The following is an 11876-nucleotide window of genomic DNA, read 5'->3' on the forward strand; positions in this document are numbered from 1 at the left end:
CCGCCACCTTCTTTGGCAGCTGCTGAACTGATCAAGGAAAAGTCAGCAGGTAACAACGGGGCCGCTGCCAACATCAAAGCGCAGGACATGACAGCTAGAAGACTCTTGTTTTTTAAAAGCATGATTGCTTCCGTAGGGGTTGATATCGCGTAACGTAAGACGCGATATCACCCTTTCGGTTCAAAAGACCGCGACGGACGGCTGACAGGCCGCTCCTGCGCGCAAACTTCAATCAAACACATTATTTACAATTTCGTAGATCAGCCCGGAAGCCAGCGCGACCAGGATCAAATCCGTGCCGACTTGCTGCCACTCGTACCCGTCATAATGAGGCAATCTGCCGATCAACCGGCCATCGAGCTTCTTGGCAATGCCTGGCGGAAGCGGCTTGCCGCGAGCAAGATTCTTTTGGATGCCCGGTGGCAATGCAGGACCGGGGCTCCAGTAATCGCGGTAGCCATCAACAATGCCAATGATATTTGAGCGATTGATGCTCGGGCCGTTGCCCCAGTCACCGCCCCCGGAATTTTTTCCTTTGTTGCCATGGCTGCCCTGGTTGCCGTGATCCTGGGCATTTTGTGGGTGGTTCTTGCCGTTCCCTTGACCTTTCCCGTTACCGGGATCTGCCAGGGCAGTCACAGAGCCGAAAACCAGCACCACGCTTGTCACCGCTGCAATCAACGATCGAGACCTGATCATGAGTCGTTCCTTCGTGACGGGAGTAGTCCCTGAAATTTAGACGATGTGGCAGGCAATAGTTTCCATTGATGCGGCATTGCGAACGCGACCGACAACAAAGGGCTGCCCGGTCAGAAGTTCGCCGGCGTATTCGCACTGATGATTTCCGCCTCATCCGCCCCGATATTCCTGAACCGGTGCGGCAGCGTTGTCGGGAAGTAATAGCCATCCCCGGCATTCAGTACGCTGATCTGGCCATCAACGGTGAGCTCGACCGTACCGCGCGTCACCAGCCCGCACTCTTCGCCTTCGGAATGCACGATCGGCTCTTCACCGGAACTGGCACCCGGCGCGTACTGCTCGCGCAGCAAACGCATCTGCCGGCTCGGTACGGAAGCGCCGATCAACAGCAGGCGCAGACCGTGGCGACCCAGGTCGGGTTGTTCGTTGGCGCGGAAGACGTATTGGTGTTCCCGGGGTGGCTGGTCGAAGGTGAAAAAGTCGGCCAAGGACATGGGGATGCCTTCGAGCAGCTTTTTCAGGGAGCTGACGGAAGGACTGACTCGATTCTGTTCGATCAGGGAAATGGTGGCATTGGTGACGCCGCTACGCCGGGCCAGCTCGCGCTGGGACAGTTTGTAGCTTTCGCGTACTAATTTGAGTCGTGAGCCCGTGTCCATGACAGCCTTATGTGCTTGGTACTTAAGGGTAATGGGGGTGGATGGCCGGCGCGAATCACGCCGTTTTCCGGTCCCGGAAACGTGAAAGGCGGCTATTAAATCACGTTTGTGGATGTTGCTGTAGGCGCAAAGCTTGCTCGCGATAGCGGTCTGTCAGACGGTTCAAATGCCGTCTGAACGGGTGCTATCGCGGGCAAGCCTTGCTCCTACAATTTGAACTGGCACACCGCAATCGTCAGCACGCCGGCTCCCACCGGGGGGAAGCGATGCTTTTGATGTAAAAAACCGGCGGCACCTGATTGGGGCACCACCGGTGAGGTAACACTTAGATGCCGAACCGATCACGCAGCGAGTAGTACACCGCGCCAAGGGCCGTCAGCGGTGCCGAGAAGGTTCGCCCACCGATCATTGGCATGTGCGGCAGCGAGGCAAACGCGTCGAAACGCTCGGCGTCGCCGCGGATCATTTCCGAAATCAGCTTGCCGGCCAGGTGCGAACAGGTGACGCCGTGGCCGCTGTAGCCCTGCATGTAGTAGGCGTTTTTTTCGATACGGCCGAATTGCGGCATGCGCGACATGGTCAGCAGGAAGTTGCCGGTCCAGCGATAGTCGATCTTCACGTCCTTCAGTTGCGGGAAGGTCTTGAGGATTTTCGGGCGGATCAGTTGCTCGATGTCGTCCGGTTCACGGGCGCCGTAGACCACACCGCCGCCGTACAGCAAGCGGTTGTCGGCGGTCAGGCGGTAGTAATCGAGCAGGTAGTTGCAGTCTTCGACGCAGTAGTTGTTCTTGATCAGGCTACGCGCTTGCTGCGCCGACAACGGCTCGGTAACGACGATCTGCGAGCCGCACGGCATGCTCTTGCTGGTCACTCGGTTGTCGAGGCCTTGCGGCAGGTAGGCGTTACCGGCGATCAACAGGTACTTGGCCTTCACCACGCCTTTGGCCGTGCGCACAGTGATCGGTTCGCCGTAAGTGATTTCCACCGCCGCCGATTGTTCGTAAATCTTGCCACCCAGGCCGATGATTGCCGAAGCCTCGCCAAGGGCCAGGTTGAGCGGATGGATGTGGCCACCCTGCATATCCAGCAAGCCACCGACGTACGCCTGGGAACCGACTTCGCGCTTGATATCGGCTTCGCCGAGCAGTGTCAGGTTTTTGTTGCCGTAGCGTTCCCAGCTCTTCTTCTGCTCGGCCAGACCTTTGAGTTGCTTTTTGTTCATCGCCGCGAAAATGCCGCCGGGGCGGTAGTCGCACTGGATGTCGTAGTGCTGTATGCGCTGACGGATGATGTCGGCGCCTTCGAAAATCATGCTGCCGAGCACTTCGGCAGTCTTGTCGCCATAGCGCTCTTCGATGACATCGACGTCGCGACTGTAGGAGTTGACCAGTTGCCCACCGTTGCGCCCGCTGGCGCCGAAGCCGACTTTCGCCGCTTCAAGCACGGTGACGCTGTAGCCCGCTTCGGCCAGGAACAGCGCCGAAGACAGCCCGGTGTAGCCTGCGCCGATCACGCAGACATCGCAGTCCACCGCGCCTTCGAGCACCGGGAAATCACCGGTGAAGTTGCGAGTGGCGGCGTAGTAGCTGTTTACATGCTGTTGGGTTGAAGAGTTCTGTTTCATACGTTTCTCCGAAGGTCGCCGACAATGTGCCGACGACCGCCGCTTATAAAGGTCTTAGAGCTTGATCCAGGTCGCTTTGAGTTCGGTGTACTTGTCGAACGCATGCAGCGATTTGTCCCGACCGTTCCCCGACTGCTTGAACCCGCCAAACGGCGCTGTCATGTCGCCGCCGTCGTACTGGTTGACCCAGACGCTGCCGGCGCGCAGGCCACGGGCGAAGGTGTGCGCCTTGCTCAGGTTGGCGGTCCAGACACCGGCGGCCAGGCCGTAGATGCTGTCGTTGGCAATCGCCAGGGCTTCTTGCGTTGTGTCGAAGGTGATCACCGACAATACCGGGCCGAAGATTTCTTCCCGGGCAATGGTCATGGCATTGGTCACGCCGTCGAAAATCGTCGGCTCCACGTATTGGCCACCGGTGTCTTCGAGGGTGCGGCTGCCACCGGCGATCAACTGAGCGCCCTGCTCTTTGCCGATGTCGATATAGCGCAGCACGTTGTCCAGTTGACGCTGATCGACCACCGCACCGACGGTGGTTGCAGGATCGAGCGCGTGTCCGGGTTTCCAGCCTTGCAGGGCTTCCACCAGCAGCGGAATGAACTGATCCCGGATCGAGCGTTCCACCAGCAAGCGCGAGCCAGCCGTGCAGACTTCGCCCTGGTTGAAGGCAATGGCACCAGCGGCAGCCTGTGCTGCAGCGCGCAAGTCCGGTGCGTCGGCGAACACCACGTTGGCGCTCTTGCCACCGGCTTCGGCCCAGACGCGTTTCATGTTGCTTTGTCCGGCGTAGATCATCAGCTGCTTGGCAATCGCCGTGGAGCCGGTGAAGGCCAGTACATCAACGTCCATGTGCAACGCCAGCGCCTTGCCGACGGTGTGGCCGAAGCCTGGCAAAACGTTGAATACGCCTTTGGGAATGCCCGCATCCAGTGCCAGTTGCGCGATGCGGATCGCCGTCAGTGGCGACTTCTCCGAAGGCTTGAGGATGAACGAGTTGCCCATCGCCAGGGCCGGGGCGAATTTCCAGCTGGCCATGATCAGCGGGAAGTTCCACGGCACGATGGCCGCCACTACGCCGGCCGCTTCGCGCGTCACCAGGCCCAGCTGATCGTGTGGTGTGGCGGCGACTTCGTCGTAGAGTTTGTCGATGGCCTCGGCGGTCCAGCGAATCGCGTTGGCGGCGGCCGGAATGTCGATGCTCATGGAGTCGCTGATCGGCTTGCCCATGTCGAGGGTTTCGAGCAACGCCAGTTCTTCCTGGTTGGCCAGGATCAGGTCGGCAAAACGAATCAGGATGCGCTTGCGCTCAGCCGGGGCGAGGTTGGCCCAGACGCCGGATTCGAACGTGCGGCGTGCCACGGCGACGGCGGCGTTGGCATCGGCTTCATCGGTGCTGGCGACGTTCGCCAGGAAACGGCCGTCCACCGGGCTTAAGCATTCGAACGTGGCGCCACTGGCAGCCGCGCAGTATTGGCCGTCGATGAAGGCACGGCTCTCGATGGTGAGGGACTGGAAGCGTTGCTCCCAATCGCTGCGAGTAATTGTCATTGTTGTGACTCGACGCAGGGGAATAGATGGTCGTGTTAACAGACGGAGCGAGTGGTAAGTAACCTGTGGCGAGGGAGCTTGCTCGCGCTGGACTGCGCAGCAGTTCCATCTTTTGGGGCCGCTACGCAGCCCAGCGGGAGCAAGCTCCCTCGCCACGGGTTGGGTGTCGGCGCTGTTACACGGTGTGCAAGTACCAGTTGTACTCAAGGTCGGAAATGGAGTTCTCGAACTCGGCCAGCTCGCTCTCCTTGCACGCCACGAACACGTCGATGTACATCGGGTCGATGTACTTGGCCATGACTTCGCTGTCGTCCAGTTCGCGCAGTGCATCGCGCAGGTTGTTCGGCAGGCTTTGTTCGTTCTGCTCGTAGCTGTTGCCTTCCACCGGAGCGCCCGGTTCGATCTGGTTGGTCAGGCCGTGATGCACGCCCGCCAATACCGACGCCATCAGCAGGTACGGGTTGGCATCGGCGCCAGCCACTCGGTGTTCGATGCGCACGGCGTCCGGCGAACCGGTTGGCACCCGCACCGCCACGGTACGGTTGTCGATCCCCCAGCTCGGCGAGTTCGGCACATAGAACTGTGCGCCGAAGCGGCGGTATGAGTTGACGTTCGGGCAGAGGAACGCCATCTGCGCCGGCAGGGTCTCGAGCACACCGCCGATCGCGTGACGCAGTGCGGCGTTCTGCTCGGGATCCTCGCTGGCAAAGATGTTGTTGCCTTCTTTGTCGAGAATCGAAATGTGCACGTGCAGACCGTTGCCCGCCTGGCCCGGATACGGCTTGGCCATGAAGGTGGTGTCCATCTCGTGGTCGTAGGCGATGTTCTTCACCAGACGCTTGAGCAGGACGGCGTAGTCGCAGGCCTTGATCGGGTCAGCCACGTGGTGCAGGTTGACTTCGAATTGCGCCGGGGCGCTTTCCTTGACGATGGCGTCTGCCGGGATGCCCTGCTCTTTCGCGCCTTCGAGGATGTCTTGCAGGCAGTCGACGTATTCGTCGAGATCGTCGATCAAATACACCTGGGTCGAAATCGGACGTTTGCCGGACACCGGTGAACGTGGCGACTGCGGACGACCGTTCACGTTGTCCTGGTCGATCAAGTAGAACTCCAGTTCGAACGCGGCGCAGATGGTCAGCCCCAGGTCGTCGAACTTGCGCACGACATTGGCCAGCACTTCACGCGGGTCGGCGAAGAACGGCTCGCCTTCGATTTCATGCATGGTCATCAGCAGTTGCGCGGTCGGGCGCTTCTGCCATGGCTCGATGCTCAGGGTGCCTGGGATCGGGTAGCAGATACGGTCGGCGTCGCCGATGTCCAGACCCAGGCCGGTGCTTTCCACCGTGGAACCATTGATGTCCAGAGCAAACAGGGAAGCCGGCAGGTTGATGCCTTTCTCGTAAACCTTATGAAGACTGGTGCGTTCGATGCGCTTGCCGCGCACCACACCGTTCATATCCGCAATCAGAAGGTCGACGTACAAAACCTCAGGATATTTCTTAAGGAATGCGTTTGCTTCGTTGAGTTGAACGGTACGCAGAGGGACCGACATGATGCACCTATTTTTTTACTGTTAATTATTATGTTCACCGCCCTTTCACGCAGCCAGTCAATCCGAAAGGCAAAGTGAAGTCAATAGCGAACACCGCGCCTTTCGACCTTTATTTTCGGGCCTCCAAGCGGCACGAGAGTGCCAAACCAGCCTCGAAACACCTGTAAATCCTGAAGATCGGACGCGCGGCGTTTAGAATTTTTTACATGGGAGTTGTTAATTAAAATCAACAAGGCTAAGCTCCGGAAAAGCTCGTTCAAGTGTCAAACTTCGAGGTGATAAAAATGGCATTCAAGCCATTGATCGGCGTTACTGCGTGCGTCAAACAGATTGGCCTGCACCCCTACCACGTCAGCGGCGACAAGTACTTGCGCGCTGTCAGCGTTGCGGCGCTGGGGCTGCCCGTCGTTATTCCTTCCCTAGGCGACCTGACCGAAATCGAGGATCTGCTACCGCAGCTTGACGGTCTGTTGCTGACCGGCTCGCCCTCGAATGTGGAACCCTTCCACTATCAAGGCCCCGCCAGCGCCCCCGGCACGGATCATGATCCGGCGCGGGATGCCACCACCCTCCCCCTGATCCGTGCAGCCATCGCTGCCGGCGTTCCGGTGCTCGGCATCTGCCGGGGTTTCCAGGAGATGAATGTGGCGTTCGGCGGCAGCCTGCATCAGAAGGTCCATGAGCTCCCTGGCTTCCTCGATCATCGCGAAGCCAATCACCCGGACCTGGCCGTGCAATACGCACCGGCACATGAGGTGAATGTGCAACCGGGCGGTGTGTTCCAAGCGCTGGATCTGCCTACGGTGTTCCAGGTCAATTCGATTCACAGCCAAGGCATTGACCGACTGGCCCCCGGCCTGCGCGCCGAAGCCGTCGCGCCGGATGGCCTGATCGAGGCGGTCTCGGTCGAGCACAGCAAAACCTTCGCCCTCGGTGTGCAATGGCATCCGGAGTGGCTGGTGCTGGATAACCCTCCCTACCTGAGAATTTTCCAGGCGTTTGGTGACGCGTGCCGACAACGGGCGGCGCTGCGTAACTCGCGCTGACTCAAACCCCGAATATTCAATTTACTGCCCCGTGAAGATCACAGGCGAGCCTTGGCGCGCCTGCCCTTCACGACAACTACACACTGCAATAACAACAAGCACGACCAGGCAGCCAGGACGGCGGCGCCGAATAAACCCGGCGGGATGGGTGATGCCAGCAATGCAAATGCAATTCCCTGTGGGAGCTGGCTTGCCAGCGATGACGGTTGGTCAGTCAACGATCATGTTGACTGCCAGGGCCTCATCGCTGGCAAGCCAGCTCCCACAAGGACCGCAAATGAATTGGCCGGCATCACTCGCTCCGGGTTTGCAATCAACTATTAAGTCAGGCCGCGTTGGCCCGACGACTGAAACCTGTTGGGAGTTTCACATGGCAAACGCCTCCAGCATCTACAGGAAGGCTCTTGAAGGTCACCAGGCACCGAAAAAGGTTCTGGTGAAAGTCGACCGCGTCACCAAGAAATTCGACGAAACCACCGCTGTGGACGATGTGTCCCTGGAAATCCATCAGGGCGAAATCTTCGCCCTGCTCGGTGGTTCCGGTTCCGGTAAATCGACGCTGCTGCGCATGCTCGCCGGCTTCGAGCGTCCGACCGAAGGCCGGATTCTGCTAGACGGTGTCGACATCACCGACATGCCGCCGTACGAACGGCCGATCAACATGATGTTCCAGTCCTACGCCCTGTTCCCGCACATGACGGTGGCGCAGAACATCGCCTTCGGCCTCAAGCAGGACCGTTTGCCCGCCGCCGAAATCGACGCCCGCGTGGAAGAAATGCTGCGTCTGGTGCACATGACCCAATACGCCAAGCGCAAACCGCACCAGTTGTCCGGTGGTCAGCGTCAGCGCGTGGCGCTGGCCCGTTCCCTGGCCAAGCGGCCGAAGCTGTTGTTGCTCGACGAACCCATGGGCGCGCTGGATAAAAAGCTGCGCTCGCAGATGCAACTGGAGCTGGTGGAGATCATCGAGCGCGTTGGCGTGACCTGCGTGATGGTGACCCACGACCAGGAAGAGGCCATGACCATGGCCCAGCGCATTGCAATCATGCACCTGGGCTGGATCGCCCAGATCGGCAGCCCGGTGGACATTTACGAAGCGCCGGTCAGCCGCATGGTCTGCGAATTCATCGGCAACGTGAATGCCTTCGACGGCACCGTGGTGGAAGACCTCGAAGGTCACGCCATCATTCACAGCCCGGACCTGGAACAGAAGATCTACGTCGGCCACGGCGTCAGCACGTCGGTGCAGGACAAGTCGATCACCTACGCGATCCGTCCGGAAAAACTGCTGGTCAGCACCACCAAACCCGACACGCGCTACAACTGGTCCAGCGGCAAGGTGCATGACATCGCCTACCTCGGCGGCCACTCGGTGTTCTACGTCGAGCTGCCCGGCGGCAAGGTTGTCCAGTCGTTCATGGCCAACGCCGAACGCCGGGGCGCGCGTCCGACCTGGGACGATCAGGTCTACGTGTGGTGGGAAGACGACAGCGGCGTGGTACTGCGCGCATGAGAACCTTCAATCAGCAATTCCTGCGCCTGGTGCCCAGTGGGCGAAAACTGGTGATCGGCATTCCATTCGTATGGCTGTGCCTGTTCTTCATGTTGCCGTTCTTCCTGGTAATGAAGATCAGCTTCTCGGAAGCCGCGCTGGCCATTCCGCCCTACTCGGAGATCTACACCTACGCCGAGCAGAAATTCAACCTGCTGCTCAATATCGGCAACTACACGTTGCTGGGTGAAGACGAGTTGTACCTCTCGGCATACCTCGGTTCGTTGAAGGTCGCATTCTTCAGCACACTGGCGTGCCTGGTCATCGGTTTCCCGATGGCCTACGCCATTACCAAGGCGAGCAAGGAAGCGCAAAACGTCCTGATGCTGTTGATCATGATGCCGACCTGGACCGCGATCCTGATCCGCGTCTACGCATGGATGGGCATTCTCAGCAACAACGGTTTGCTCAACGGCTTCCTGATGTGGACAGGCCTGACCTCACACCCGATCGAGATCCTCAACACCAACATCGCGGTGTATATCGGCGTCGTTTACGCTTACTTGCCGTTCATGATCCTGCCGCTCTACGCCAACCTGGTGAAGCACGATCAGAGCTTGCTGGAAGCCGCGTCGGACCTGGGTTCGAGCACCTTCAACAGCTTCTGGAAAATCACCGTGCCGCTGGCCAAGAACGGCATCATCGCCGGTTGCATGCTGGTGTTCATTCCGGTGGTGGGCGAGTTCGTGATCCCGGAACTGCTGGGTGGTCCGGAGACCCTGATGATCGGCCGCGTACTGTGGCAAGAGTTCTTCAACAACCGCGACTGGCCTGTGGCATCCGCGCTGGCGGTGGTCATGCTGTTGATCCTGATTGTGCCGATTCTGCTGTTCAACCGCAGCCAGGCCAAAGAGATGGAGGCACGGGGATGAAACGTTTCGGGTTTTCAAAATTGATGCTGGTGTTCGGCCTGTCGTTCATCTACCTGCCGATGCTGATCCTGGTGATCTACTCGTTCAACGCATCCAAACTGGTGACGGTGTGGGGCGGCTGGTCGTTCAAGTGGTACGCCGGTCTGCTCGACAACTCGCAACTGATGGGTTCGGTGGTGCGCTCGCTGGAAATCGCCTGCTACACGGCAATCGCAGCAGTCGCACTGGGGACATTGGCCGCGTTCGTGCTGACCCGTGTCACGCGTTTCAAGGGCCGTACGTTGTTCGGTGGCCTGGTCACCGCGCCGCTGGTGATGCCCGAGGTGATTACCGGCCTGTCGCTGTTGCTGCTGTTCGTGGCCATGGCGCAGTTGATCGGTTGGCCGATGGAGCGTGGCATCGTCACGATCTGGATCGCCCACACCACGTTTTGTGCCGCCTACGTGGCAGTGGTAGTCTCCGCCCGCCTTCGCGAACTGGACCTGTCCATCGAAGAAGCGGCCATGGACCTCGGCGCCAAGCCATTCAAGGTGTTTTTCCTGATCACCATTCCGATGATCGCGCCGTCACTGGCAGCGGGCGGCATGATGTCGTTCGCCTTGTCGCTGGATGACCTGGTGTTGGCGAGCTTCGTTTCCGGCCCGGGTTCGACGACCCTGCCGATGGAAGTGTTCTCGGCGGTGCGTCTGGGTGTGAAGCCTGAGATCAATGCCGTGGCCAGCCTGATTCTGTTGGCTGTTTCGATCGTGACCTTCATGGTCTGGTATTTCAGCCGACGTGCCGAAGCCAGCCGTAAACGCGCGATCCAGGAAGCGATGGAGCAGACCGCCAGCGAATCCTGGCAGGCGCCCGAGAAGAAGATGTTGGGAGCGACGGCGTAAGTCGCTGGGGCTTGCTTCTTGTAGCGAGGGAGTTTGCTCCCGCTTGAGTGTGCAGCACTCACACAATTTTGGGGCCGCTGCGCAGCCCAGCGGGAGCAAGCTCCCTCGCCACAGGCACTGGGTTAACCCCCCAGACAGGCACTGTATCAAGCCCCCAGATATTGGGGCTCACTGCCACAGGTTCTGAATTCTGATTTTTGTTTTGTGTATTTGAATAAGAAAAGAAATGGAGTTGTACCGATGAAAATGTTTGGCAGGACTCTGCTGACACTGTCCTTATTGGGCGCGATCGCCTCGGGCGCCCAGGCCAATGACAAGGTTCTGCGCGTCTACAACTGGTCGGATTACATTGCGCCGGACACGGTCAAGAAGTTCGAAGACGAGACCGGCATCCGCGTGACCTACGATGTCTTCGACAGTAACGAAACCCTTGAAGCGCGCCTGCTGGCGGGCAAATCCGGCTATGACATAGTCGTGCCGTCCAACAGTTTCCTGGCCAAGCAGATCAAGGCCGGCGTCTATCGGGAACTGGACAAATCGAAGCTGCCGAACTGGAAAAACCTCAATCCGGTATTGCTGAAAAACGCCTCCGCCAGCGACCCGGACAACGCTCATGCGTTCCCGTACATGTGGGGTTCGATCGGCATTGGTTTCAACCCGGCCAAGGTCAAGGAAGTGCTGGGTGCCAACGCGCCGACCAACTCCTGGGACTTGCTGTTCAAACCGGAAAACGCTGAAAAACTCAAAGCCTGCGGTATCAGTTTCCTCGATTCGCCGACCGAAATGATCCCGGCCGCCCTGCACTACCTGGGTTACCCGGTCAACGACCGCGACAAGGCGCACATCGCCGAAGCTGAAGCGCTGTTCATGAAGATTCGCCCGTCGGTGTCTTACTTCCATTCGTCGAAGTACATCTCTGACCTGGCCAACGGCAACATCTGCGTCGCCGTCGGTTACTCCGGTGACGTGTTGCAAGCCAAGGCCCGCGCCGAGGAAGCCGGCGACAAGGTGAAGATTGACTACAGCATCCCGAAAGAAGGTGCCGGCAGTTTCTACGACATGGTTGCCATCCCGCGTGATGCGGCGAACGTCGAAGAGGCCTATCAGTTCATGAACTTCCTGATGCGCCCGGACATCATCGCCGAGATCACCAACAACATCGGCTACAGCAACGCCAACGCGGCGGCAACGCCTTTGGTGGATGAGGCGATTCGCAACGACCCGGGGTCGTACCCGCCTGAAGCCGTGATGGCGACGTTGTATGCCATTCCTGACCAGCCGATTGCCGTACAGCGGATCATGACCCGCGGCTGGACCAAGGTGAAGTTGGGTAAATAACGGCGCAGAGAGTGGGCACGCCTCAAGGGACGCTCTGCGTTCCAGCTCTGACGAGGGACGCGGAGCGTCCCGGGCTACATTCCCACGCGGAGCGTGGGAACGATCAAA

The 11876-nt window shown here is 59.3% G+C and carries 10 protein-coding genes; 5 read left to right on the plus strand and 5 right to left on the minus strand.

The features are described 5' to 3' along the window. Positions 1 to 228: 228 nt before the first annotated feature. The 5 genes from D8U69_RS04885 to D8U69_RS04905 all read right to left on the minus strand — a co-directional run bounded on the left by D8U69_RS04885 (position 229) and on the right by D8U69_RS04905 (position 6079). A complete protein-coding gene (locus D8U69_RS04885; RefSeq protein WP_130906812.1) occupies positions 229 to 699 on the minus strand; it encodes an anti-virulence regulator CigR family protein in 471 nt (156 codons plus the stop codon). Positions 700 to 809: 110 nt separating this feature from the next. After that, the gene (locus tag D8U69_RS04890) at positions 810 to 1358 is read right to left on the minus strand and encodes a cupin domain-containing protein (protein ID WP_007895886.1); all 549 of its coding nucleotides are present in this window, start codon (positions 1356 to 1358) and stop codon (positions 810 to 812) included. 325 nt (positions 1359 to 1683) lie between these two features. Beyond that, positions 1684 to 2982 carry an FAD-binding oxidoreductase gene (locus D8U69_RS04895; protein WP_130906813.1) on the minus strand — a complete coding sequence of 433 codons (1299 nt, stop codon included), beginning with the start codon at positions 2980 to 2982 and terminating at the stop codon, positions 1684 to 1686. A 54-nt stretch (positions 2983 to 3036) separates the two neighbouring features. Then, positions 3037 to 4527 (minus strand): aldehyde dehydrogenase, encoded by a 1491-nt coding sequence (locus tag D8U69_RS04900; RefSeq protein WP_130906814.1) that lies wholly within the window; start codon positions 4525 to 4527, stop codon positions 3037 to 3039. 175 nt (positions 4528 to 4702) lie between these two features. Beyond that, positions 4703 to 6079 (minus strand): glutamine synthetase family protein, encoded by a 1377-nt coding sequence (locus tag D8U69_RS04905; protein WP_056853453.1) that lies wholly within the window; start codon positions 6077 to 6079, stop codon positions 4703 to 4705. Positions 6080 to 6363: 284 nt separating this feature from the next. Here D8U69_RS04905 and D8U69_RS04910 point away from each other — a divergent pair, with 284 nt between their 5' ends. From D8U69_RS04910 to D8U69_RS04930, 5 genes are all read left to right on the plus strand, one after another. Then, entirely contained in the window at positions 6364 to 7125 is a 762-nt protein-coding gene (locus D8U69_RS04910) for a gamma-glutamyl-gamma-aminobutyrate hydrolase family protein (RefSeq protein WP_130906815.1), read from the plus strand. Between the two features lie 370 nt (positions 7126 to 7495). Beyond that, positions 7496 to 8638 (plus strand): polyamine ABC transporter ATP-binding protein, encoded by a 1143-nt coding sequence (potA, locus tag D8U69_RS04915; protein ID WP_056853451.1) that lies wholly within the window; start codon positions 7496 to 7498, stop codon positions 8636 to 8638. A 29-nt stretch (positions 8639 to 8667) separates the two neighbouring features. Beyond that, the gene (locus D8U69_RS04920) at positions 8668 to 9549 is read left to right on the plus strand and encodes an ABC transporter permease subunit (protein WP_177336560.1); all 882 of its coding nucleotides are present in this window, start codon (positions 8668 to 8670) and stop codon (positions 9547 to 9549) included. Beyond that, positions 9546 to 10430 (plus strand): ABC transporter permease subunit, encoded by an 885-nt coding sequence (locus D8U69_RS04925; RefSeq protein WP_130906816.1) that lies wholly within the window; start codon positions 9546 to 9548, stop codon positions 10428 to 10430. The genes D8U69_RS04920 and D8U69_RS04925 overlap by 4 nt, the downstream gene beginning before the upstream one ends. 240 nt (positions 10431 to 10670) lie before the next feature. Continuing rightward, positions 10671 to 11768 carry a polyamine ABC transporter substrate-binding protein gene (locus D8U69_RS04930; protein ID WP_056853448.1) on the plus strand — a complete coding sequence of 366 codons (1098 nt, stop codon included), beginning with the start codon at positions 10671 to 10673 and terminating at the stop codon, positions 11766 to 11768. Positions 11769 to 11876 lie beyond the last annotated feature (108 nt).

The sequence above is a fragment of the Pseudomonas sp. Sample_16 genome (assembly GCF_004307665.1).
In the GTDB taxonomy this organism is placed as follows: domain Bacteria; phylum Pseudomonadota; class Gammaproteobacteria; order Pseudomonadales; family Pseudomonadaceae; genus Aquipseudomonas.

Coding starts and splice junctions, on each gene's coding strand:
- D8U69_RS04885 (WP_130906812.1), bottom strand. CDS start 699: ATGATCAGGTCTCGATCGTTGATTGCAGCGGTGACAAGCGTGGTGCTG.
- D8U69_RS04900 (WP_130906814.1), bottom strand. CDS start 4,527: ATGACAATTACTCGCAGCGATTGGGAGCAACGCTTCCAGTCCCTCACC.
- D8U69_RS04930 (WP_056853448.1), top strand. CDS start 10,671: ATGAAAATGTTTGGCAGGACTCTGCTGACACTGTCCTTATTGGGCGCG.
- D8U69_RS04890 (WP_007895886.1), bottom strand. CDS start 1,358: ATGGACACGGGCTCACGACTCAAATTAGTACGCGAAAGCTACAAACTG.
- D8U69_RS04925 (WP_130906816.1), top strand. CDS start 9,546: ATGAAACGTTTCGGGTTTTCAAAATTGATGCTGGTGTTCGGCCTGTCG.
- D8U69_RS04905 (WP_056853453.1), bottom strand. CDS start 6,079: ATGTCGGTCCCTCTGCGTACCGTTCAACTCAACGAAGCAAACGCATTC.
- D8U69_RS04895 (WP_130906813.1), bottom strand. CDS start 2,982: ATGAAACAGAACTCTTCAACCCAACAGCATGTAAACAGCTACTACGCC.
- D8U69_RS04910 (WP_130906815.1), top strand. CDS start 6,364: ATGGCATTCAAGCCATTGATCGGCGTTACTGCGTGCGTCAAACAGATT.
- potA (WP_056853451.1), top strand. CDS start 7,496: ATGGCAAACGCCTCCAGCATCTACAGGAAGGCTCTTGAAGGTCACCAG.